This is a genomic window from Streptomyces sp. NPDC050423, from assembly GCF_040655445.1.
Taxonomy (GTDB): Bacteria; Actinomycetota; Actinomycetes; order Streptomycetales; family Streptomycetaceae; genus Streptomyces.
Genome location: NZ_JBFAJY010000002.1, coordinates 275,988 through 299,500, shown reverse-complemented (window position 1 = coordinate 299,500; position 23,513 = coordinate 275,988). Strand labels below are relative to the sequence as shown.

Genomic DNA, 23,513 nt, shown 5'->3' with positions numbered 1-23,513 from the left:
GCTACTTGCCCTCCTCGGCGAACGATGCCTGGTAGGCGGCGAACTGGGCGCGCTCCTCGTCGACGAGCGCGCTCCCGTCGGCGTAGGCGTGGTCGAAGATCGCCAGCCGGTCCGGGTCGGGCATGGCCCGCACCGCTTCCCGCACCCGCTTGCCGAGGGCTTCGCTCTCCTCGTCGAGGCCGGTGAAGAACGCCTCGTCGGCGGCTCCCTGCTTCTCCAGGTACGTGCGCAGGCGCAGGATCGGGTCCTTGGCCTCCCAGGAGGCGCGCTCCTCGTCGGCCCGGTACTTCGTCGGGTCGTCGGAGGTGGTGTGCGCGCCCATCCGGTAGGTGAACGCCTCCACGAGGGTGGGGCCCTCGCCGCGGCGGGCGCGCTCCAGGGCGGAACGGGTGACGGCCAGGCAGGCCAGTACGTCGTTGCCGTCGACCCGGACGCCGGGGAAGCCGAAGCCCTGGGCGCGCTGGTAGAGCGGCACCCGGGTCTGCCTCTCGGTGGGCTCGGAGATCGCCCACTGGTTGTTCTGGCAGAAGAACACGACCGGGGCGTTGTAGACCGCGGAGAACGTGAACGCCTCGGCGACATCGCCCTGGCTGGAGGCACCGTCACCGAAGTACGCGATCACGGCCGAGTCCGCGCCGTCCTTGGCGACGCCCATGGCGTAGCCGGTGGCGTGCAGGGTCTGCGAGCCGATGACGATCGTGTACAGGTGGAAGTTGTTGGTGTTCGGGTCCCAGCCGCCGTGGTTCACACCGCGGAACATCCCGAGCAGATTGGTCGGGTCGACGCCGCGGCACCAGGCCACACCGTGCTCGCGGTAGGTCGGGAAGACGTAGTCGTCGTCCCGCAGGGCCCGGCCGGAGCCGATCTGCGCGGCCTCCTGGCCCAGCAGCGAGGCCCACAGACCCAGCTCGCCCTGACGCTGGAGGGCGGTGGCCTCGGCGTCGAAGCGGCGGGTCAGGACCATGTCCCGGTACAGGCCGCGCAGCTCCTGCGCGGTCAGGTCGATCGAGTAATCCGGGTGCTCGACGCGCTCGCCCTCGGGCGTCAGCAGCTGTACGAGCTCGGGTCCGGAACTCTGTGGCGTCTTCGCGGACGTCTTCGCGGCGCTGGTCCGCTTGCTGCTGCGTCGCGGTTTACGCGCGGCAGCAGTGCTCTCCACGGTCACGTGCGTGCTCCTCCGTCGGTCCGGCCCCCGGGGTCTGCCGGGAGACCAGTGCGGCTCGCCTGTGTCCGTACCCGTGCACGGGGTGGGTGCCGCTCGGTCCGGGAACAGGCGTGACAGGTGCCCCGGCGAGCGCCCTGTTATAAGGCACGTTACCCAGTGCCTCGCGTAACTGCGAAACCCTATCTGACCTGCGATTTTGCTTGGATATCCAAGTAAATCGAGGAATTCGGGAACTCTCGCTGGTCACAGCACTGGTAACAGCACTGGTAACAGCCTTGCAGGCAGCCGGAACAACGGCACGTTATCCCGCCGGACAGCGGCAGGGAAGAGGTGAGTGTGTGAGACTGCGTTTGTGAGCAAAGAAGGAAAAATCACGGTTTTTCTGCTGGATGACCATGAAGTCGTCCGCCGCGGAGTCCATGAGCTGCTCTCGGTGGAAGACGATATCGAGGTGGTCGGCGAGGCCGGTACGGCCGAGGACGCACTGGTCCGCATCCCCGCGACCCGGCCCGATGTCGCCGTCCTGGACGTACGGCTGCCGGACGGCAGCGGGGTGGAGGTCTGCCGGGAGATCCGGTCGCGGGACGAGTCCATCAACTGCCTGATGCTGACCTCGTACGCCGATGACGAGGCGCTGTTCGACGCGATCATGGCGGGCGCCTCCGGATACGTGCTCAAGGCGATCCGGGGCAACGAGCTGCTGAACGCCGTACGGGACGTGGCGGCCGGAAAGTCGCTGCTCGACCCGGTGGCCACCGCGCGGGTGCTGGAGCGGCTGCGCGACGGCAAGAAGGGCCGCGGCGACGACAAACTCGCGGGCCTCACGGATCAGGAACGCAAGATCCTGGACCTGATCGGCGAGGGGCTGACGAACCGGGTGATCGGTGAGCGGCTGCATCTCGCCGAGAAGACGATCAAGAATTACGTCTCCAGCCTGCTCTCCAAACTCGGCATGGAGCGCCGCTCGCAGGCCGCCGCGTATGTGGCGCGGCTCCAGGCCGAAAAGCGCTGAATCCATACAGAAGGGGCCGCGGCCCCGGGCAGACTCGGGACTTTGGTCCCGCGGCGCCCGGGGCCGCGGCCTCTTATTCCGCGCCCCGCGGTGACGGACAGTGGAGGCCATGTCCACCGAGGAAGAACTCCACGCAATCGACCTGCTCGGCCGGGTCCCCTACGGCCGGCTGGCGACGAGCATGAGGGCCCTTCCGTTCCTCACGGTGGCCCGCCACGTCGTGATCGACGGCCGGGTCGTCCTGCGGATGCACAGCGGCCTCGGCTACCACGACGCCTGCAACGGCACGGTCGTCGCGTACGGGGCGGACAACTTCAACGCGGCCACCTCGGCGGGCAGCCGCGACCTGTGGTCCGTGCAGTTCACCGGGCCCGCGCAGACCGTCGAGCCGACCCTTGCCCAGCGGGAACTGTTCGGCCCCACCCCCGTCGAGGTGAACGGGGAGCCCTTCACCCCGGCCTTTCTCCGGCTCGACCCGCACTTCGTCACCGTGCACACTCTGGACTTCCACGCAACTCGTCAGGGTGTGCAACACAGCGTGATCTAACATCTGGCGAGTGCCGCGCTCATCTGTAACCCTCCCGCCTGTTCCCCCGGTCGGCGAGGTGCTCCGCCGCTACCCGCACGCAGGTGAGCCGCTCACCTGCGAACCCCTGGACCAAGGCCTGCTCAACCACGGATACCGGGTCTCCACCACCCGCGGTTCCTACTTCCTCAAGCACCACCTGGACGACTCCACCGGCGACCGCGCCACGATCGTCCGCCAGCACCGTGCCACCCAGCGGCTCCAGTCACTCGGCGTTCCCGTCGCCCCGCCCATCGAGGACAACGAGGGTGGCACCGTCACCGAGATCGGCGGTCGCTGCTACGCCCTGCACCCCTGGGTCGACGGACTGCACCGGGCAGGCGCCCAGCTCACTGTCGCCCAGTCGGTGCGGCTCGGGGCGCTCCTCGGAGCCGTACACACCGGTCTTGAGCAGGTGATGGAGGCGGGCGCGGGCGCCGCGGGCAGACCCACCGGCCATGCGAGCCCGGATCCCGCCGACACCTTCGCACTGATCGACGAGCTGCTGGCCGCGGCCCGCGGCCGGCGGCCCCGGGACTCCTTCGACGAACTTGCCGAGCACCGGCTCCTGGAGCGGCGCACCCTGCTGGACCAGCACGCGGGCAGGCGCCCGCCCCCGCCCGGGGTGCCGGCGACCGGCTGGGTGCACGGCGACTTCCACCCGCTGAACGTGCTCTACCGGGGCGCCGACCCGGTGGCGATCCTCGACTGGGACCGCCTCGGCGTGCAGCCCCGGGCGGAGGAGGCGGTACGGGCCGCGGCGATCTTCTTCGTCCAGCCGGCCGGTGAGCTGGAGCTGGCGAAGGTGCGGGCGTACGCGCGCGCCTACCGGCGGGCGGCCGGGGCCGGGGCCGCCGAACTGGCCGCCGCGGTGCACCGGGTGTGGTGGGAGCGGCTCAACGACTTCTGGATACTGCGCTGGCGCTACTGCCTGAACGACCGAAGGGCCGACCCGCAGTTCCCTGCGGTGTCGGCCCTGGCGGTGTGGTGGACCCGTGAGTACGACGCGGTGTGCGAGGCCTTCACGGAGTGAGGGTGGGTGGTTACGGGGTGCGGGTGGGTGGTTACGGGTGCGGGTGAGTGGTTACGGGTGCGGGTGACGGTTCACTGGGTGGTGCCCACCGTCCCCGCGGCGGTGCCTGCGCTGGCGCCCTCCGCGGTGCCCGGCTCGCCGGCCGCTCCGCCGGTCGGCGTCGTGCCGCTCGTGTCGCCGTTGGCACCGCCGTCGGTTGCCGTGCCGCCCGTGTCGGTGCTCGAACCGCCGTCCGTCGCGGTGCCGCCCGTGTCGGTGCTCGAACCGCCGTCCGTCGCGGTGCCCGGGGCCGTGTCCGCCGGGCTGGGCGTGGGGGGCTCCTGCGACTCGGTCGGTGTGGCCGACGGGCTGTACGAGCGCCTCGGCGGCGTCTCCTGCTGATTGCCGGTGGAGTTCCCGGGCAGCTGGGTGTCCTCGGTCTGCTCCTCGGCCGGCGAGGGCGAACTCTTCTTCGGGGAGGGCGAACCGGACGTCGACGTCGGCGTGTCCTTGGGCTTCTCGCCGCCGCCCTTCGTCGCGTTGACCGCGATGGCGACGCCCGCGCCGATCGCGATCAGTGCCAGCACGACGAACAGCCACAGCTTGCCGCGGCCACTGCCGCCCTGCCGGCTGCTGCCGCCCCCGCCGTCGTATCCGCCGTCGTCGGGGTTCATCGGCGGCAGGATCGGCCCCTGCGAGGTGTCCCCGTGCTGCGGGTGCCCCATCGCGCGGGTGGCGCCGGTCATGCCCCGGGGCGGGGTGGCACCGCCCTCGTGCATCGCGACCGGGCCGGTGTTCCACGTACCGGTGTGGCCGCCCTGGACCTGGAGCATCTGCAGGCTGTACTGGACGAGCCCGCGCATCTCCTCGGCGCTCTGGAACCGGTCATCCGGGTCCTTCGCGAGCGAGCGCATGACAAGCCCGTCCAGCTCCGCGGGCACCACGTCGGAGACCTCCGACGGAGGGAGCGGAATGTCCTGAACGTGCTGGTACACCACGGAGAGCGGCGTCTCACCCGTGAACGGGGGCCGCAGCGCGAGGAGTTCGTACAGCAGACAGCCGGTGGCGTACAGGTCGGAGCGGTGGTCGACGGCCTTACCCAGCGCCTGCTCGGGCGAGAGGTACTGCGGTGTCCCCATGACCATGCCGGTCTGGGTCATCGTCGACTGCGCGCCGTGCAGCGCACGGGCGATGCCGAAGTCCATCACCTTGACCGCGCCGGAGTGCGTGATGATCACGTTGGCGGGCTTGATGTCCCGGTGCACGATCCCGTGCTGGTGCGAGTAGGCGAGCGCCTCAAGCACCCCGGAGACGATGATCAGCGCCTGCTCCGGAGGCGGGGCCTCGGCGTTGAGCAGCAGGTCACGGATGGTGTGGCCCTCGACGAGCTCCATCACGATGTACGGGACGGTCTGCCCGGCCACGGTGTCCTCGCCGGAGTCGTACACCGCCACGACCGCATGGTGGTTGAGCCCCGCGACCGACTGGGCCTCACGCGTGAACCGGGCCTTGGAGACCGGGTCCTCGGCGAGATCGGAGCGCAGCAGCTTCACCGCGACCGTACGTCCGAGCCGGACGTCCTCGGCCGCGAACACCTCGGCCATACCGCCCCGGCCGAGCCGGTGGGACAGCCGATAACGCCCGTCGCCGACAACACCGCCGATGCCCCAGGAGTCGGTGCCATCCGGAACTCCGCCGCCGTTTGCTTCGGGTTCGGGTGCCATCAGTCCTCGCCGTCGTATCTGTCCGCGCGTCCGCGGGTTCTCACGGTGCCTTGGGCCCTTCCGTTCGGATCATGCCGGGTTCTGCCCGGTCCGGACGAAAGGCCCTTGCTGCATTGCCACGTCACGCTACAGCCTTCGTCGGACACACCGATTTCGAGAGGGACGGGCCATCCAACCGGCTGGCGAGCCGCGCGCGCAAATTACATGCGGTTCCTGTAACGCTTCCGAGACGCTTCTTGTGCGTAGGGTCACGGAACGGGCACCCGGCTTGACGTGTCCGACCCCTCGGGCAGACTTGGCGCGTAATACGGATCTTCGCGTGAAGTCGCGCGCCCGAGGGGGAAGCAAGTCATGAGCCAGGACGGCGCACAAGGGGCCCAGGGTCGCTACGCGGGCGGTTCGGTCGCCGGCGGCCGCTACCAGCTGCGTGACCTGCTCGGCGAGGGCGGGATGGCGTCCGTATATCTGGCGTACGACTCCGCGCTCGACCGGCAGGTCGCCATCAAGACGCTTCACACGGAACTCGGACGCGAGCAGTCCTTCCGCGAGCGGTTCCGGCGCGAGGCCCAGGCGGTCGCGAAGCTCCAGCACACCAACATCGTGTCCGTCTTCGACACCGGCGAGGACGAGCTCGGCGGTGCGCTGATGCCGTACATCGTCATGGAGTACGTCGAGGGGCAGCCGCTCGGCTCCGTGCTCCAGTCGGACATCCGCGCATACGGTGCGATGCCCGCCGACAAGGCGCTCAAGGTGACGGCCGATGTGCTGGCCGCCCTGGACAACAGCCACGAAATGGGCCTGGTCCACCGCGACATCAAGCCGGGCAACGTCATGGTGACCAAGCGCGGCATCGTGAAGGTCATGGACTTCGGCATCGCCCGCGCCATGCAGTCCGGCGTCACGTCGATGACGCAGACCGGCATGGTCGTCGGCACCCCGCAGTACCTCTCCCCCGAACAGGCCCTGGGCCGCGGGGTCGACGCGCGCTCCGACCTGTACTCGGTCGGCATCATGCTGTTCCAGCTGCTGACCGGCCGCATCCCGTTCGACGCCGACTCGCCCCTCGCCATCGCGTACGCGCATGTGCAGGAGGAGCCGGTCGCGCCGTCCACCATCAACCGGTCGATCACCCCGGCGATGGACGCGCTCGTCGCCCGCGCGCTGAAGAAGAACCCGAACGAGCGCTTCCCGAGCGCCGCGGCCATGCAGGACGAGATCACCAGAGTGCTGAGCGCGAGCGGCCAGACGGGCGCCCCGGTGATCATCGGTGGCACCGGCGCACCGGCGAACAGCGGCTCCGGCGTCGGTTCGGCGGTCTTCCCGCCGGTCGACCAGTCCACCCCGGCCCCGCAGAACGTCCAGACGCCGTACCAGCCCGGCCCGTACCAGGCGCAGCAGCAGCCCGGCCCCTACGGTCCGCCGACGCCGACGCCGGCCCCGTCGTACGGCTACCCCCAGTCGGCCCCGGCCTACCGGAGCCAGGCGCCGATGTCGCCGATGCAGCAGCAGACCCCGCCGCCGTACTCGGTCCCGCCGCAGCAGGCGTCCAACTCATCGGGCGGCGGTTCCAAGCGAAACGTTCCGGTGATCGTGGGCTCGATCGTGGTGGCGCTGATCGCGATCGGCGGCCTGATCACGGTGCTCTCGATGAAGGGCGACCCGGACAAGCGCGCCGACGCCTCGTCGAGCGAGTCCCCGGCCGGTGAGCACCGGGGTCCGGAGCGGAACCGGACGATGGACACCGACAAGTGCACGGACGCGATGGAGAACTCCGACGACCCGAACAAGGTCGATGCCCCGAGGTTCATCTACAAGGACATACTTTCGGCGCGGGCGTGCGCGGACGCGGCGGGCTGGACCATCAAGATCATCGAGGAGCCGGGCAACGCGTACGCCGAGGACCAGGTCGTCGACCAGTTCCCGACGTCCGGAACGGCCATCTCGAAGGCCGGAGCACACTTCGAGCTGAAGGTGTCCACCGGCGACCCGGCCTGATCCGAACGAGAGGCCCTGGATTCGGTCCGGCCCCGGCTGACTTCAGCCGGCGCGGCGAGGCCCGCGCTCCGGCAGCGAACGCACATCACCCGAGATGCCGGACGCACCGTCACATGTGACGCTGACCACATGGCTCCAGGACACCTCCCCTCGCTGCCCTCAAGGTGCGTGGCCTGCCTCGTGCTGACGGCAGCCGCGACCCTGGGGGCCGTGACGGTCGACGAGGCGGCCGCGGGACCGCGTACGGCGGCGAGCGCGGAGCCTTCCGTGATCGTGCCCGGCCCGTCCGACTCCACGTCCGGCCCTCCGTCCGACTCCCCGACCGGCCCTCCGTCCGGCGTGACACCGTCCGCCACTCCCGCCGGCCCCTCGGCCGCGCCCGCACCGCCCGCGACCCTGCCGTCCGCGCCCTCGGGCTCCCCGTCCGATGCCGCCGGATCGCCCTCGCCGGGTGCCGGATCGCCGCAGCCGCGGGGCGAGCAGTCACCGCTGGCCGGGCTGCTCGCCGGGGAGGGGCGGCAGCGCCCCGGGCGGCAGCTGACGCCCGAGGAGCTCGCTCGGGCGGACGAGGACGCCGGATCGGACGAGGACGAGGAGGAGCCCGCCGCGACGGACCCCGCCGCGGTACCGGCCGCCACCCCTGACACGAGCCCATCGCCCGAGACCGGCCGGCCCGCGCGGCAGGCCCTCGACGGACCTGCCGTACGACAGGTCCAGGAGATGTCACTCGGCGTGGGAATCTCCCTGGTCGGGCTGGGTCTCGGCTTCCTCGCGCTGCGCATGCGCCGCACCGACTGATCGCCGCGCCCGGACCGGCCCGGCCCTTCCGCACCGGGGCACGGCGACTTGCACTCGGCAACATACTCGGTATACATACTCAGTATGTCGATCCGTCACGGGCTGCTCGCCCTCCTGGAACGGGGGCCGCGCTACGGCTCCCAGCTCCGCACCGAATTCGAGTCCCGCACCGGCTCCACCTGGCCGCTCAACGTCGGGCAGGTGTACACGACGCTGAGCAGACTGGAGCGTGACGGCCTGGTCGCCCAGGACGGCGAGGACGACCAGGGGCACTCCCTGTACTCGATCAGCGACGAGGGGCGCACCGAGCTGCGCACCTGGTTCGAGACCCCCGTCGACCGCACCAGTCCGCCCCGCGACGAGCTGGCCATCAAGCTCGCCATGGCCGTCGGCGCCCCCGGCGTGGACATCCGGGCCGTGATCCAGTCCCAGCGCCACCACACCGTGAAGGCGATGCAGGACTACACGCGCCTCAAGGCCCAGGCCCTCACCGACGTGCCCGCCAACCGCGACGAGGTCGCCTGGCTGCTCGTACTGGAACAGCTGATCTTCCAGGCCGAGGCAGAGGCCCGCTGGCTGGACCACTGCGAGTCCCGGCTCGTCCGTCTCGCCGAGGCCGCCGCCACGGAACCGGAGACCAGCACGACCGCACCCGGCCCCGCGCGTACCGCGCGGGCCCGCACCCGCCGCTGAGCCGTGGCCCGGCGGCCCCACACCGCTGAGCCACGACCCCGGCCGCTCGCCCGTCAGTCCGCCGTCAGTCCGCCCGTCCGCCGAACACCGCGACACCGCGACACCGCGACACCGCACCGGCCACAGAACCGTTCCTAGGGGGAACAACCCGTCATGTCACCGCACGCCCCGTCCCCAGCCGCCCCGCCCCTGTCGGTGGATGCACCGGTGCTCGAACTCCGCTCGCTCACCCGCACTCACGGCACGGGAATCGCCGAGGTGCACGCCCTGCGCGGCGTCAACCTGTCGGTTCACGCCGGTGAGCTCGTCGCCGTGATGGGCCCTTCCGGCTCGGGCAAGTCCACCCTGCTGACGATCGCCGGCGGCCTCGACACCGCGACCTCGGGCCAGGTCGTCATCGAGGGCCAGGACATCTCCGCGCTCGGCCGCAAGGGCGTGGCCGCGCTGCGCCGCCGCAGCGTCGGCTACGTCTTCCAGGACTACAACCTGATCCCCGCCCTGACCGCCGCCGAGAACATCGCCCTGCCGCGCGAGCTCGACGGCATCCCGGTGCGCAAGGCACGCAAGGAGGCCCGTGCCGCGCTGGAGGAGATGAACCTCCTGGAGATCGGGGACCGTTTCCCGGACGAGATGTCCGGCGGCCAGCAGCAGCGCGTCGCGATAGCCCGCGCGCTGGTGGGGGACCGGCGCCTGGTGCTCGCCGACGAACCGACCGGGGCGCTCGACTCCGAGACCGGCGAGGCCGTCCTCGCGCTGCTGCGCAACCGCTGTGACCAGGGCGCTGCCGGTGTGATGGTGACGCACGAACCGCGTTACGCCGCCTGGGCGGACCGGGTCGTCTTCCTGCGGGACGGCTCGATCGTCGACCAGACGCTGAGCGTCGGAGCGGACTCGCTGCTCGCCGCCGGGGGCACCGAGTGAGCGTCTTCACGGGGTGGCGTGCCGCCCTCCGGATAGCCCGGCGCGACGCCCTGCGCGCCAAGGGCCGCAGCGCGCTGGTGGTCGCGATGATCGCCGTGCCCGTACTCGGGGTCACCGCGCTCGACGTGACGTACCGCAGTGTGGAGCCCACCACCGCCGAGAAGCTGTCGGCTCAGATGGGCTCGGCCGACGCGCTGTTCAGCGACCCTCAGGCCGGCCCCATGGACCAGTCGGTCGCCGGGGACAACTACAGCCCCCTCAGCGACACCGCGCCGTCGCCCGAGGACGTCCCCGCAATCGACCTGCGGACCGCGTTCCCCAAGGGTGCGCGCGGCATCAGCATCCAGTCCGTGCCCGCGAGCGTCACCACGGGGTACGGCGTCACGGACGCGGACATCTCCGAGTTCCGGACCTCGGACCCGCTGGCGCGCGGCAAGCTGGACCTCGTCGACGGATCGTTCCCCAAGGGCACCGGCGACATCGTCGCCACCGAGCGGTTCCTGAAGTCGGCCGGGCTGCACGTCGGTTCACAGATCACCGTGCGCGGACCGGAGCAGAAGTACACCATCACCGGCACGGTCGAGCAGCCGGACAACCTGTCGGCCAAGGCGCTGTACGCCGACCCGGGTGCGGTCATCGCCCCGTGGAAGGCCACCGCCGCCCGCGACAAGAAGGTGCTGCCGCCGAACGCCGGCGACCTGACCTGGCTGGTGAAGGCGGGCAACGGAAAGGGCGTCAGCTGGCCGGAGGTGATGGCGGCCAACAAGAAGGGCGCCCTCGTCGTCTCCCGTCAGGTCGTCCTCGACCCGCCGCCGGACTCCGAGGTCCCGCTGATCCGGAAGCGGGGCATCAGCAACTACCCGTCCGAGAACTCCGGTGAGCTGAGTGCGGCCCTCATCACGGTCGTCGCCATGGCGGTCCTGGAGGTCGTACTGCTCGCCGGACCGGCCTTCGCCGTCGGTGCGCGCCGCTCGCGCCGTCAGCTCGGCCTGGTCGGCACCTGCGGCGGGGACCGGCGCCATGTACGGGCCGTGGTCCTCTCCAGCGGGCTGGTGCTCGGCGGCGCCGGAGCCGCGGTGGGGGTGGTGGCCGGACTGGCACTGACAGCGGTGTTCCGGCCGCTGATCGAGGACCGGGCCGGACAGCGCTTCGGCTCGCTCGCCCTGAATCCGAAGGAACTGCTGGCCATCGCCGTGATCGGGATGGTCACCGGGGTGCTGGCGGCGTTGGCCCCGGCGATCGTGGCGGGCCGTCAGTCCGTACTGGAGTCGCTCACCGGGCACCGCGGGGTCCGACGCGGCTCCCGGGTGCTGCCGATCGTGGGCGCCTGCGTCCTGGGCCTCGGCATCGCGATCGCCATCCTGGGCGGCACCACCGGCAACTCCAATGCGGTCGCCGCCGGCTCGGTGATCGCCGAGCTGGGGCTCCTGTGCTGCATCCCGGTGATCGTCGGGCTGCTCGGCCGGCTCGGCCGCGCACTGCCGCTCACGCCCCGGATGGCGCTGCGCGACGCGGCCCGCAACCGCGGGAGGACCGCTCCGGCGGTCGCGGCGGTCATGGCCGCGGTCGCGGGCTCGGTGGCCATCGCCACGTACATGTCCAGCCAGGCGGCCCAGGGGGAGTACGACTACACGCCGATGCTCAGCTCGAAATCGATCGTGCTGTACACCATGGACGACAACGGCAACCCGACACCCGACCAGCTCCCGCTGGCACAGGCGGCCGTGGAGCGGAACATGAAGCCCACCGGCGGACCCGCCGGGATCTCCCGGGTCTGGGCGGGCAGTGACTGCGACACCTACTACGACGACGAGGACAGCTGCGGCAAGCTGGACCTGGTCAAGCCCACCGGCAAGGGGCACACCTGCCCGCTCAACAGCAAGGGTGCCAAGGAGCTCGCCCTACGGTTGAGCGACGAGGAACACCGCGGCATGATGCACTCCCCCCAGTGCGTGGACGAGCGCTACACCATCAACACCTTCGGCGCCGGCGGGAGCAACATCGTCGTCGGCGACGCGTCGCTGCTGAGGACGTATGTGAGGCTCGACGACCCGGCCGCCGCCAAGGCGCTGGAGGCGGGCATCCCCGTGCTGCTCAACCGGGCGTACGCGAAGGACGGCCAGGTCACGGTCAAGGCGGTCCACAAGTACAGCGACAAGGACAAGAAGAACCGCGCCCGGCATCCGGGACCGGCCAGGACGACGACGCACCGGATGAAGGTGTACGTCGCGGACGCGAAGTACGCCGAGACCCCCGGAATCCGCATGATCATGCCGGAGAAGAGCGCCCAGCGGCTCGGCCTGCACACCGCGATGTACGGCACTGTGTACGCCGTCTCCCGCCCTCCCACGGACGCCGAGCAGCAGCGGACCGAGGCCGCGATCCAGCAGGCCGGTGGGAACGTCTATCTGCAGTCCGGAACCGAGCCCGACGACAACGAGGACATCATGCTGCTGGTGCTCACGCTGTTCGCCGGGGTGGTGACCGTCGGTGCGGCCGCGATCACGACCGGGCTCTCCAAGGCCGACGCGGAGGCCGACCTCACCACGCTCAGCGCGGTGGGCGCGCCCCCGGGGGTACGGCGGGCCCTTTCCGGGTTCCAGTGCCTGGTGGTGGCGCTCACCGGGGTGCTGCTCGGCACGGCCGCGGGGCTGCTGCCCGCGGTGGCGCTGCGCCTGATCGACCTGCGCAACGCGCTGAAGGCGATGCGGCTGGATCCCATGGAGTCCGCGTACACCCCGATCGTGCTGCCCTGGGCGACCGTCGGACTGCTGGCCGTGGTCGTCCCGCTGCTGGCCGGGGTGCTGGCGGCGGTGTTCACCCGCTCCCGGCCGGCGCTGTCACGACGCGCCGGATGACCGGGCGGGAGGCCCGAGCAGCGGGCTGACCGGCTGCTTCGGAGGGCTTCCCGGAGTGGTTCCGGTGCCCTCGGAAACGGTGGATCACACCTTTCCGGGGGCACCACAGTGCTGCCCGGCAGGTGTGCGAGACAATGGACGGCATGGAGATGCCGAGGAATGAACGGTCGCAGGAGCACCCCCAAGTCCTCGTGGTGGGACAGGACGGAATGGCGATCGGCGGCGGTGGCACTGACGACGAGTCGCGCGAGGTCCCGGTGACGGAGATGGTCGAACAGCCCGCGAAGGTCATGCGCATCGGCAGCATGATCAAGCAGCTCCTGGAGGAGGTCAGGGCGGCGCCCCTCGACGAGGCGAGCCGCGTACGCCTCAAGGAGATCCACACCAGCTCGGTCAAGGAGCTGGAGGACGGCCTCGCGCCGGAGCTGGTGGAGGAGCTGGAGCGGCTCTCCCTGCCCTTCACCGAGGAGTCGGTGCCCTCCGAGGCGGAACTCAGGATCGCGCAGGCCCAGTTGGTGGGCTGGCTGGAGGGCCTCTTCCACGGTATCCAGACGGCACTGTTCGCCCAGCAGATGGCGGCCCGCGCGCAACTGGAGCAGATGCGCCGCGCCCTGCCTCCGGGCAGTGGTCACGAGGAGGAGGAAGGCGCCGGCGACCCGCACGGGGCGATCCGCTCAGGCCCGTACCTGTAACCCCGGTCCCATACCCGTACCCCTACCGATCAGCCAGAACGCCCGAAGGCCCGGCACACGATCTTCGTGCGCCGGGCCCTTCGGGTACCGGGCCTTCGTGTGCCGGGCCTTCGGGTCGGGGTGGCTCAGGCCGCTGCGGGCGAGCGGAGGAGCACCTTGCCGATGTGCGCGCTGGACTCCATCACCCTGTGTGCCTCGGCCGCGTCCCGCATCGGCAGCGTACGGTCCACCACCGGCCGCACGACGCCGTCGGCGATGAGCGGCCAGACGTGCTCGCGTACGGCCGCGACGATCGCGGCCTTCTCGGCGAGCGGACGCCCGCGCAGCGAGGTCGCCGTGACGGCGGCCCGCTTGCTCAGCAGGGCGCCCAGGTTGAGTTCGCCCTTCGCTCCGCCCTGGAGGCCGATGATCGCGAGCCGGCCGTTGACGGCGAGCGCCTGCACGTTCCGGTCCAGGTACTTCGCGCCGATGATGTCGAGGATGACGTCGGCGCCCGCCCCGTCCGTCGCCCTGCCGAGCTCCTCGACGAAGTCCTGCTCCCGGTAGTCGATCAGGATGTCGGCACCGAGCTCCGCGCAGCGCGCCAGCTTCCCGGGTCCGCCCGCGGTCACCGCGACCCGGGCGCCGACCGCCTTGGCGAGCTGGATCGCCATCGTGCCGATGCCGCTGGACCCGCCGTGCACCAACAGCGTCTCGGCGGGGCGCAGATGGGCCACCATGAACACGTTGGACCAGACGGTCGCGGTCACTTCGGGCAGCGCCGCGGCGAGGACGAGGTCCAGTCCCGCCGGCACGGGGAGCAGTTGCCCGGCGGGTACGGCGACCTTCTCCGCGTAACCGCCGCCGGCCAGCAGCGCGCACACCTCGTCGCCGACCGACCAGCCGGTGACACCGGGGCCGACGGCGGAGATGCGGCCCGCGCACTCCAGACCCGGGTAGAGGGAGGCGCCGGGCGGCGGGTTGTAGAAGCCCTGCCGCTGGAGCACATCCGCACGGTTGACCGCGCTGGAGACAACGTCGACGAGGACCTCGCCCTCACCGGGTACGGGATCTGGCACCTCGGCCCACACGAGCGCCTCGGGGCCACCGGGTTCGGGGATCGTGATCGCATACATGGCCGCGAGGCTACTCCGTGCCGCGCCGTGCGGTGCGGTGCCGACGGCTGCGGCAAGGCGCGGACGGGGCGGACAGCGCGGACGGGGCCGCTCGGGTCAGGGGCGCGGGGCTGTCGGCGGGGTGTAGCTCATGGGCGGTTCGTTCGTGACCCGCACGATGGTGATCAGCCGGTCCGTCAGCTGGAGGGGGCTGGCCACCGGATCGTCGTAACCGAGCAGCCGGTGACCGCGCAGAACGCTGACCACGAGATCGTCGGTCTCCCGGACGTTCTTGCCCACCTCGGCCTTTATCACCGGCCGTTCGACCAGATCGAGCCCGCTGCCCTGCTGGATCAGGTCCTCCATCACCGTGCCCGCACTGGGGCTGAGCACGGAGAGGCCGAGCAGCCGGCCTGCCGCGCTGGCACTGGTGATCACGGCGTCGGCACCGGACTGCCGCAGCAGCGGGGCGTTCTCCTCCTCGCGCACCGCCGCGACGATCTTCGCGCCGCGGTTGAGCTGGCGCGCGGTCAGCGCGACCAGTACCGCCGTGTCGTCCCGCTGGGTGGCGATGATGATCTGACGTGCCTTCTGCAGCTCGGCCCGCAGCAGCACATCGCTGCGCGTCGCATCGCCGAGCACTCCGGTGAACCCCTCGGCGTTGGCGATCTCTATCACCTTGGACGCCGGGTCGACGACGACGATCTGTTCCTTCTTCAGGCCGGTGGCGCAGAGGGTCTGAATGGCCGAGCGGCCCTTCGTGCCGAAGCCGACGACAACGGTGTGGTCACGCAAGTTGGTTCTCCAACGCTTCAGCCGGAAGTCCTCCCGGGTCCGCTCCGTGAGGACCTCAAGGGTGGTGCCGACCAGGATGATGAGGAAGAGCACGCGCAGCGGTGTCACGAGCACCACATTGGTGAGCCGGGCGCCGTCGCTGTACGGGGTGATGTCGCCGTACCCCGTGGTCGAGAGGGTGACCGTCGCGTAGTAGACCGCGTCCAGGAGGTCGACCTTGCCGTCGGCCGCGTCGTGGTAGCCGCCGCGGTCGACCCAGACGATGAACACCGTGGCAGCCAGCACCATCAGCGCCATCATCAGCCGCTTGGCGACCTGCCGGGCCGGTCCGTCGACGACCCGGCGCGGAAGCATCACCCGGGTGGGTACGACATGCTCGTCGGCACGCCTGGCCATCGCGTCATGGCCGGGAAGTTTCACGTGAAACACCCTTCAGTCCACGGCGTCGCCGGGGCCCACGGTAGATCGAGGATCTCCACCTCGGTGCCGGACCGTACCCCGCCCGGGTCCACAACGGCCAGCCCGTCCGCGGCGGCGATCCCGCGCAGCATGGCGGGACCGTTGTAATGCAGCGGTACGACGTGGACGGCCCCGTCGTCGGTTCCGGCGCCGCCGTGGGTGAACCCGCGGGGCACTTCGGCGCGATGGACCACGGGGACCAGCCGGGTATCGTGCGGGTGGCCGTGCACATCGCCCCGGACCGCGACGCGGTAGAGGTCCTGCGAAGTCCGGCCCGCCAGCCCGCTGAGCAACGGCTCGGCAAGCGTGAGCAGCCCGGACACGGCGGCCAGGGGGTTACCGGGCAGCCCCACAAGATACGGCCCTCCGGCACGGATCCGGGCCAGCAGCATGGGGTGACCGGGGCGGACCGCGACACCGTCGACGAGCAACTCGGCCCCCAGATCGGCGAGCACGGGGTGCACATGGTCGACCGGTCCCGCGGCGGTGCCACCGGTGGTGATGACCAGATCGGCCTCGGAGACGACCAGCGCCCTCCGGAGGGCTTCCGCGTCGTCACCGAGGCGGCGGGGCGCGGAGACCTCGGCACCCAGCGCGCGCAGCCAGGGTCCGATCATCGGGCCGAGTGCGTCACGGATCAGCCCGTCGTGGGGCAGCCCGGCCGTCAGCAGTTCGTCGCCCAGGACGAGGACATCGACGCGCGGCCGGGGGCGGGTGAGCAGTTCGTCGTACCCGGCGGCAGCGGCCAGCCCGAGAACGGGGGGCGTCACCAGCGTTCCGGCGGGGAGGAGCTGCTCTCCGGAGCGGCACTCCTGTCCGCGCGGCCTGATGTCCTGCCCGGGGCTCACCTGCCGCAGTGCGTACAGCAGCCCCTTGGCCTCGTCGGACCGGGCGTGCTCGCTCCGGATGACGGCGGTGGCGTCTGCCGGGATACGGGCGCCGGTGGCAATGCGTACGGCGTCACCGTCGGGGAGCGGCGCGGGGGCGGCGTGGCCGGCGAGGACGCCCTCGTTCTCCCGGATGCGCCACGGCCCCGGCCCTGCGACGGCCCAGCCGTCCATGGCGGAGGTGTCGAAGGACGGGAGATCGGTGAGCGCGGCGAGCGGTTCGGCCAGCACGTGTCCGAGCGCGTGGTCGAGGGGGAGGCGTCCGGTGCGGGCCGGAACGCCGCGCCCGGCGCGGGCCGCGACGGCACGGGCCTCGTCCCACGGCGTCGCGTGGGTACGCGTCCTGCCGCGCGCGGCGGGGCGGTGTTCGTCCTCGGGGGCGGGGTCGGGGTCGGGGATGCGGGGTGGGGTCGCTGACGGTTCAGGTCCGCGTTCAGGTCCGCGTTCAGGTCCGAGTTCAGGTCCGCGTTCAGGAGGCGCCTCGCTGTACGGCTGTCGGCCGACCAGTGCGAGGGCCTGCGCGACGGCCCGCTCTTCGTCGGCCTCGGCCTCGGCTGCGCGGCGCGCTGCGGCGTCAGCGGGCTCGGGGGACAGACCGGGCTCGGCGGGCTCGGGGGTCTCAGCGGACTGGGCGGACTGGGCGACGGTCTTTGCGGCTGCCGGGTTCCTGTCCTCGGCCGGGTTCATCGCGGCAGCCGGGAGCCGCCCGGTACTGCCGCTGCGGCCCGTCATGGCGTCTCGGTCTCGTCCGCCCACCGGAGAGCGAGCGCGGCGGCCTTGCGGGCGGCCTCGGCCACCGCCTCGGGCCCGCCCCCGTCGCTGCTCGCCTTCGCCGCCGCGTACCCGACCAGGAAGGTCGTCAGGGGCGCGGCGGGCCTGGCGACACCGTGGGCGGCGTCACGGGCGAGGTCGAGCAGGACGGCGGTGTCGACGTCGAGTTCGATGGCCAGTTCGTTCTTGACTGCGGTGATCCATTCGTCCAGCACGGTCCCATGCTCTCTGATCCGGGCCCTGGCCGAAGCGATGTCCTGCCAGGTGTCGCAGTCGAACGAGGCGAGCGGGTCCGCGGCCACCCGGGAAAGCCGCAGCTCGTGCGTCAGCAATCGCAGGGGCAGTCCGGCGAGTCCACCGTGCTCCGCGGCGAGCAGTGCCAGTTCGCGGCGCAACGGCTCCGCCCGGTAGACGGCCACCAGTGGCTGGTCCCGGCCGTCCTGATCGGTGCAGACGGCGCCCTCCAGGCCGCCCCCGCCTACGGCTGCCAGCAGGGACCCGACCGTGTCCGCGCCGAGGAACGGCAGATCGGCGGAGAGCACCAGCAGGCGTTCCGCCGACGTGTGCCGCACCCCGGCACCGAGTGCGGCCAGCGGACCGCCGCCCCGAGGCTCTTCGTGCGCCCAGGTCACCGGGCGCACCGTGGGCCGCCTGCCCCCCACCACCACCGTGGTCCCGGCGTCGGAACAGGCCGCGAGCACCCGGTCCAGCAGCGCACGGCCACCGATCCGGAGCCCCGGCTTGTCGGCACCGCCGAGCCGCTTGGCGGCACCCCCGGCGAGAACGATGGCGTCATACACGGTCATGCCCCGAGTATGCGGGCCGTCCCGCCCGGTGGGTCCTCCCCGTCCGCGATGCCGTGGATCAACGCGGGACGGAACAGGGAGAACCGGGAGAAGCAGGGAAACCGGAGGTCGTGCCTACAGCGTCCGCAGGAGCACCGCCGGCTGTTCCACGCAGTCGGCCACATAGCGCAGGAAGCCGCCCGCCGTACCGCCGTCGCAGACCCGGTGGTCGAAGGTCAGCGAGAGCTGGACGACCCGCCGCACGGCGAGCTCGCCCTGGTGCACCCACGGCTTGGGGACGATGCGGCCGACGCCGAGCATCGCCGCCTCGGGGTGGTTGATGATCGGGGTGGAACCGTCGACCCCGAACACCCCGTAGTTGTTGAGCGTGAACGTGCCACCGGTCAGCTCCGCCGGCTTCAGCGTTCCCGTCCGAGCGGCCTCGGTGAGCCGGGTGATCTCGGCTCCGATCGACTCCGTGCTGCGCGCCTGCGCGTCCCGTACGACCGGGACGACGAGCCCCCGCTCGGTCTGGGCCGCGAACCCGAGGTGGACACCGGGCAGCCGCACGATCTCCCGCGCTTCCTGGTCCACCGTGGAGTTGAGTTCGGGATACCGGGCCAGGGCGGCCGTGCAGATACGGGCGAGCAGCGCGAGCACCGACACCTTGGGCCCGGCACCGGGACCACCGGCGCCGTTCATCGCCGCTCTGGCCGCCATCAGCTCAGTGGCATCGGCGTCCACCCAGCAGGTGGCGTCGGGGATCTCGCGCCGACTGCGCGCCAGCTTGTCGGCGACCGCGCCCCGTACACCGCGCAACGGAATCCGTTCACCGGCAGAACGTACCGATGCCTGGTCCGTCACCGCGGCCTCCTGCGGGGGCGCGGCAACCGACCGGATGGCGGACTCCACGTCGGCCCGCAGGATCAGGCCGTCGGGCCCGGAGCCCGAGAGCTGCCGCAGATCGAGGTCGTGCTGCCGCGCGAGCTTGCGCACCAGCGGGGAGACAACGGCGACCGGCCCCCGTACCCCGTCCGGAACGACGGCGGAACCCGCGGCCCCAGCAGATGCCCCAGCGAACACAGGAGCGACGGAAGGAGGGGAAGCAACAGGAGCGGCGGCCGGCGCCGAGAGTCCCTCCGGCCGGACCCGCCTCCGGCGCACCGGCGGTGCACCGGTCCCGTACCCCACCAGCACGTTGCCGGACCCGGACGATTCCGCCCCGGCGGCCCCCGTGCCGGATCCGGTTCCCGCCGTACTCCCGGACGGCTCCACGGACCCGACCGCGACCGTCAGCAACGGCGCCCCGACCGGGAGTTCCGCACCCTCCTCACCGAACCGCGCGGTCACCACGCCCCCGTACGGGCACGGCACCTCCACCATCGCCTTGGCCGTCTCGACCTCGACGACCGGCTGATCGATGGCGACGACATCGCCGACCTCCACCAGCCAGCGCACGATCTCCGCCTCGGTCAGACCCTCGCCGAGATCCGGAAGCTTGAATTCGAGTACCTGCGCCATCAGTGCTCCGCCTCCCACTGCAGTCGCGCGACGGCGTCGAGCACCCGGTCCACGCCCGGCAGGTGGTGTCGCTCCTGCATCGGCGGCGGGTACGGGATGTCGAAACCGGCGACGCGCAGCACCGGCGCCTCCAGGTGGTGGAAGCAGCGCTCGGTGATCCGGGCCGCGATCTCGCCGCCCGGACCGCCGAAGCCGGTGGACTCGTGGACGACGACCGCACGGCCGGTGCGCCGCACGGACGCGGCCACCGTCTCGTCGTCGAACGGCACCAGCGAGCGCAGATCGACGACTTCGAGGTCCCAGCCCTCCTCGACCGCGGCCTCGGCGGCCTCCATGCAGACGGGCAGCGACGGCCCGTACGTGATCAACGTCGCGCTGCGTCCGGGCCGTCGAACGACGGCCCGCCCGATCGGCTCCACGGCGGCGGGCGCCTGCGGCGACCAGTCCGCCTTCGACCAGTAGAGCCGCTTGGGCTCCAGGAAGACCACCGGATCGTCGGAGGCGATCGAGGCCCTCAGCAGCCCATAGGCGTCATCGACCGTGGCGGGCGTGACTACATGGAGACCGGGGGTCGCCATGTAGTACGCCTCCGAGGAGTCGCTGTGGTGCTCGACGCCGCCGATTCCGCCGCCGTACGGCACCCGGACCGTGATCGGCAGCGGCATGGCGCCGCCGGTCCGGTTCCGCATCTTGGCGACATGGCTGATGAGCTGCTCGAACGCCGGATAGGCGAAGGCGTCGAACTGCATCTCGACGACGGGCCGCAGCCCGTACATCGCCATGCCGACGGCCGCCCCGAGGATGCCGGCCTCGGCCAGCGGGGTGTCCGTGCAACGGTCCTCGCCGAACTCCTTCGCCAGGCCGTCGGTGATCCGGAAGACACCGCCGAGCGTCCCGACGTCCTCCCCGAGGACGTGCACGGAGGGGTCATCGGCCATCGAGTCGCGCAGCGCACGCCCGAGGGCCTGCGCCATGGTGGCGGGTTTGGCCCTCGCCGTCCGCTCTCCGGCCGTGGCCGCTGCGGTCGTCATCGCCCTGTTCCCCCGTCGTCCGTGCCGTGCTGCTCGTTCTCCGCGTCCAGCTCGACGCGCAGGCGGGCCGCCTGCTCACGCAGCTGGGTGGTCTGCTCCGCGTACACATGGGTGAAGAGATCCATCGGGTCGAGCACCGGATCCCCGTTCATCCGCTCGCGCAGTTCGGCCGCCATTCGCTCGGCGGCCGTCCGCGCCTCCTCGATGCCGTCGTCGCCGAGCAGCCCGCGCCCGGTCAGCTCCCGTTCCATGAGCTGGACCGGATCGTGTGCCCGCCACGCCTCGACCTCGCTGTCGCCGCGGTAGCGGGTCGCGTCATCGGCGTTCGTATGCGCGTCCATGCGGTAGGTGATGGCCTCCACGAGCGTCGGGCCGCCGCCGCTCCTGGCCCGCTCGACCGCCTCGGCGAGCACCTGGTGCACGGCCGCCGCGTCGTTGCCGTCGACCAGCCGGCCCGGCATCCCGTATCCCACGGCCTTGTGCGCCAGGGAGGGTGCCGCGGTCTGCTTGGCCAGCGGTACGGAGATCGCGAAGCCGTTGTTCTGCACGAGGAAGACGACCGGGGCCTTCCAGACGGCCGCGAAGTTCAGCGCCTCGTGGAAATCGCCCTCGCTGGTTCCGCCGTCACCGACCATGGCGAGCGCGACCACGTCGTCACCCTTGAGCCGCGCCGCGTGCGCCAGGCCCACGGCATGCGGCAACTGGGTGGCGAGCGGGGTGCAGAGCGGGGCGATGCGGTGCTCGCGCGGGTCGTAGCCGGTGTGCCGGTCGCCTCGCAGCAGGGTCAGCGCCTCGACCGGGTCCAGCCCCCGCGCCACGGCCGCGAGTGTGTCGCGGTAGCTGGGGAAGAGCCAGTCCCGCTCCTTGAGCACCAGGGCGGCCGCGATCTCGCAGGCCTCCTGCCCCGTGCTCGACGGATAGACGGCGAGCCTGCCCTGCTTGGTGAGGGCGGTCGCCTGGGTGTTGTACCGGCGGCCGCGCACCAGCTCGGCGTAGAGCCGCAGCAGCAGCTCGGGGTCTGCGTCGGCCGCGGCGTCCGTACCGAGCACGCGGTACGGCTCGGGGTCCGGGAGCAGCGGCGCCGGGTCGGTGAGCGGCTTCCACGCCGGGGGCGGCGTGGGCCGGTAGGCGGCCGCGCCGGGCAGCTCTTGGACCGTCATGACAAGCACCTCCTGGCATCGAGGGGTATCGAACGGCAGCTTTCGACATCAGGGGTGTCCGATATCGAGAGGTATCGATGGGTGGTGAAATATGTCCAAATATCAAGCACTGCGCGAGACACGAATGTGGTGCGCCTCACCTACCGATTGTTCGGTCGCGAGCGCATTTTGGCTACAGGCGCCGTCAGCCTGTGGACAAACGGTTCTCCACAGCCTGGGATGGAGACAGCTCGTCCAGGACAGGGAGGCGCGGGAACATGGCAGCTGAACAAATGGCCGACGGGGGCGAGGACCCCGGCCGGATTCCTCCGGCACGGCCGCTCGACTCCACCGACCGCGCCATCCTCCGGTTGCTCCAGACGGACGGCCGCGCCTCGATACGGTCGGTGGCCGATCGCGTCCACGTCTCGCGCGCCAACGCCTACGCCCGGATCAACCGGCTCATCGACGACGGGGTGATCCGGGGTTTCAGCGCCCGGGTGAACCACGAACGGGCGGGGCAGGGGGCCTCCGCCTACATCACGCTCAAGATCGTCCAGAATTCCTGGCGGACCGTCCGCGAGCAGCTCCAGGCACTGCCGGGAGCCACGCACATCGCGCTGGTCAGCGGCGATTTCGATGTCCTGCTGCTGGTGCACACGCAGGACAACCAGTCACTGCGCGATCTGGTGCTGACCAGGATCCAGTCCATCCCGGAGGTGCTCTCCACCCGCACCCTGCTGGTGTTCGAGGAGACGGACCTGGCCCCGGGCCCGTTCCGCCCCACGGAGCTCACCTGAGGCGGAACAGGGGCTGTGGAGCCGTGAGGCCGAGGATCAGCGGCTCAACGGCTCGATCGGCCCAACCGGGATCCCTCGGCTCAGCGGCTGGACTTCATGCCGTCGAAGGCCAGCTGCACGACGGTGTCCGCGAGCTGCTCCCGCTCCGCACCGCCGTCCGGCAGCGGCCGGTACCACTCCACCAGCGAGTTGACCATGCCGAAAAGCAGCCGCGTCGCGAGGCGTATGTCCACGTCGGAGCGGAGATCGCCGTCCGCGACCGCGGCCTTGAGCAGATCGCCCACCCGCTGGTCGAACTCGCGCCGCCGCTCCAGCGCCCAGCGCTCGGTCTTCGTGTTGCCCCGCACCCGCAGCAGCAGCGTGACGTAAGGCAGTTCGGCTATCAGCACCTCGACGGTACGACGGGTGACGTACTCGACCCGCCCGATCGCGCGACCTCGCGTCGCACCCGATTCGTCGAGGATTCCGAAGAGGCCGTCCAGCGCCCGGCTGACCGCTCGCCGCAGCAGCTCTTCCTTGCCGGCCACGTGGTGATAGATGGACGACTTGGAGATCCCCGCCGCCTTCGAGAGGTGCTCCATGGACGTGCCGTCGTAGCCGCGCTCGTTGAAGACACGGACAGCGACGGTGAGCAGAGTCTCCGGGGTGTACGTGTCCCGCTTGGCCGTGGTCATGCCAGCGATCCTCCCCTACGAGTTGTCCACAGGTTTCGTGGGGCCCCTTGTCCCGACCGATCGTTCGGTTACTCTAACTCTGTCCGCCCGTCCCTGCCCAGCTCGATGAGGAGTTGGTCCGT

Annotated in this window: 20 protein-coding genes; 10 read left to right on the top strand and 10 right to left on the bottom strand. The window is 71.3% G+C overall.

What is annotated here, in order from left to right; all coding sequences use genetic code 11:
* Position 1: 1 nt before the first annotated feature.
* Complete coding sequence (pdhA, locus tag AB0I52_RS02900; RefSeq protein WP_362953349.1) at positions 2-1,165, bottom strand: pyruvate dehydrogenase (acetyl-transferring) E1 component subunit alpha; 1,164 nt, start codon at positions 1,163-1,165, stop codon at positions 2-4.
* 352 nt (positions 1,166-1,517) lie between these two features.
* Here pdhA (AB0I52_RS02900) and AB0I52_RS02895 point away from each other — a divergent pair, with 352 nt between their 5' ends.
* From AB0I52_RS02895 to AB0I52_RS02885, 3 genes are all read left to right on the top strand, one after another.
* On the top strand, positions 1,518-2,177 hold the full coding sequence (locus AB0I52_RS02895) for a response regulator transcription factor (RefSeq protein ID WP_362953348.1): 660 nt from the start codon (positions 1,518-1,520) through the stop codon (positions 2,175-2,177).
* Between the two features lie 109 nt (positions 2,178-2,286).
* Positions 2,287-2,724 carry a pyridoxamine 5'-phosphate oxidase family protein gene (locus tag AB0I52_RS02890; RefSeq protein WP_363068266.1) on the top strand — a complete coding sequence of 146 codons (438 nt, stop codon included), beginning with the start codon at positions 2,287-2,289 and terminating at the stop codon, positions 2,722-2,724.
* Between the two features lie 58 nt (positions 2,725-2,782).
* Positions 2,783-3,775, top strand: a complete 993-nt coding sequence (locus AB0I52_RS02885; RefSeq protein ID WP_363068315.1) for a phosphotransferase — start codon at positions 2,783-2,785, stop codon at positions 3,773-3,775.
* Between the two features lie 71 nt (positions 3,776-3,846).
* Here the strand turns inward: AB0I52_RS02885 and AB0I52_RS02880 are convergent, their stop codons facing one another.
* Entirely contained in the window at positions 3,847-5,478 is a 1,632-nt protein-coding gene (locus AB0I52_RS02880) for a protein kinase (protein WP_363068264.1), read from the bottom strand.
* Between the two features lie 351 nt (positions 5,479-5,829).
* Between AB0I52_RS02880 and AB0I52_RS02875 the strand changes: the two genes are divergently transcribed.
* The 6 genes from AB0I52_RS02875 (at position 5,830) to AB0I52_RS02850 (ending at position 13,435) form a co-directional block, all read left to right on the top strand.
* Positions 5,830-7,473 (top strand): protein kinase, encoded by a 1,644-nt coding sequence (locus tag AB0I52_RS02875; protein WP_363068262.1) that lies wholly within the window; start codon positions 5,830-5,832, stop codon positions 7,471-7,473.
* A gap of 129 nt (positions 7,474-7,602) precedes the next feature.
* Entirely contained in the window at positions 7,603-8,271 is a 669-nt protein-coding gene (locus tag AB0I52_RS02870; RefSeq protein WP_363068260.1) for a hypothetical protein, read from the top strand.
* Positions 8,272-8,355: 84 nt separating this feature from the next.
* On the top strand, positions 8,356-8,964 hold the full coding sequence (locus AB0I52_RS02865; RefSeq protein WP_363068258.1) for a PadR family transcriptional regulator: 609 nt from the start codon (positions 8,356-8,358) through the stop codon (positions 8,962-8,964).
* A 153-nt stretch (positions 8,965-9,117) separates the two neighbouring features.
* Complete coding sequence (locus AB0I52_RS02860) at positions 9,118-9,885, top strand: ABC transporter ATP-binding protein (RefSeq protein ID WP_363068256.1); 768 nt, start codon at positions 9,118-9,120, stop codon at positions 9,883-9,885.
* Positions 9,882-12,743, top strand: a complete 2,862-nt coding sequence (locus AB0I52_RS02855) for an FtsX-like permease family protein (RefSeq protein ID WP_363068254.1) — start codon at positions 9,882-9,884, stop codon at positions 12,741-12,743. Before AB0I52_RS02860 ends, AB0I52_RS02855 begins: the two co-directional genes overlap by 4 nt.
* A gap of 143 nt (positions 12,744-12,886) precedes the next feature.
* Positions 12,887-13,435, top strand: coding sequence for a bacterial proteasome activator family protein (locus AB0I52_RS02850; protein ID WP_362953340.1), 549 nt, complete (start codon positions 12,887-12,889; stop codon positions 13,433-13,435).
* 125 nt (positions 13,436-13,560) lie between these two features.
* Here AB0I52_RS02850 and AB0I52_RS02845 read toward each other — a convergent pair whose 3' ends face one another.
* From AB0I52_RS02845 to pdhA (AB0I52_RS02815), 7 genes are all read right to left on the bottom strand, one after another.
* Positions 13,561-14,550: an NAD(P)H-quinone oxidoreductase gene (locus AB0I52_RS02845; protein ID WP_363068252.1), complete on the bottom strand. Its 990-nt coding sequence runs from the start codon at positions 14,548-14,550 to the stop codon at positions 13,561-13,563.
* A gap of 96 nt (positions 14,551-14,646) precedes the next feature.
* Positions 14,647-15,720 (bottom strand): potassium channel family protein, encoded by a 1,074-nt coding sequence (locus tag AB0I52_RS02840; protein WP_363068313.1) that lies wholly within the window; start codon positions 15,718-15,720, stop codon positions 14,647-14,649.
* A gap of 20 nt (positions 15,721-15,740) precedes the next feature.
* Positions 15,741-17,402 (bottom strand): molybdopterin-binding protein, encoded by a 1,662-nt coding sequence (locus AB0I52_RS02835; protein WP_363068250.1) that lies wholly within the window; start codon positions 17,400-17,402, stop codon positions 15,741-15,743.
* A complete protein-coding gene (locus AB0I52_RS02830; RefSeq protein WP_363068248.1) occupies positions 17,399-18,247 on the bottom strand; it encodes an NTP transferase domain-containing protein in 849 nt (282 codons plus the stop codon). Before AB0I52_RS02830 ends, AB0I52_RS02835 begins: the two co-directional genes overlap by 4 nt.
* 114 nt (positions 18,248-18,361) lie before the next feature.
* Complete coding sequence (locus AB0I52_RS02825; protein ID WP_363068246.1) at positions 18,362-19,747, bottom strand: dihydrolipoamide acetyltransferase family protein; 1,386 nt, start codon at positions 19,745-19,747, stop codon at positions 18,362-18,364.
* The gene (locus AB0I52_RS02820; RefSeq protein WP_363068244.1) at positions 19,747-20,778 is read right to left on the bottom strand and encodes an alpha-ketoacid dehydrogenase subunit beta; all 1,032 of its coding nucleotides are present in this window, start codon (positions 20,776-20,778) and stop codon (positions 19,747-19,749) included. The genes AB0I52_RS02825 and AB0I52_RS02820 overlap by 1 nt, the downstream gene beginning before the upstream one ends.
* A complete protein-coding gene (pdhA, locus tag AB0I52_RS02815; protein WP_363068242.1) occupies positions 20,775-21,938 on the bottom strand; it encodes a pyruvate dehydrogenase (acetyl-transferring) E1 component subunit alpha in 1,164 nt (387 codons plus the stop codon). Before pdhA (AB0I52_RS02815) ends, AB0I52_RS02820 begins: the two co-directional genes overlap by 4 nt.
* 272 nt (positions 21,939-22,210) lie before the next feature.
* Between pdhA (AB0I52_RS02815) and AB0I52_RS02810 the strand changes: the two genes are divergently transcribed.
* The gene (locus AB0I52_RS02810) at positions 22,211-22,717 is read left to right on the top strand and encodes an Lrp/AsnC family transcriptional regulator (RefSeq protein ID WP_363068311.1); all 507 of its coding nucleotides are present in this window, start codon (positions 22,211-22,213) and stop codon (positions 22,715-22,717) included.
* An 80-nt stretch (positions 22,718-22,797) separates the two neighbouring features.
* Here AB0I52_RS02810 and AB0I52_RS02805 read toward each other — a convergent pair whose 3' ends face one another.
* Positions 22,798-23,391: a TetR/AcrR family transcriptional regulator gene (locus tag AB0I52_RS02805; RefSeq protein WP_363021046.1), complete on the bottom strand. Its 594-nt coding sequence runs from the start codon at positions 23,389-23,391 to the stop codon at positions 22,798-22,800.
* Positions 23,392-23,513: the final 122 nt, after the last annotated feature.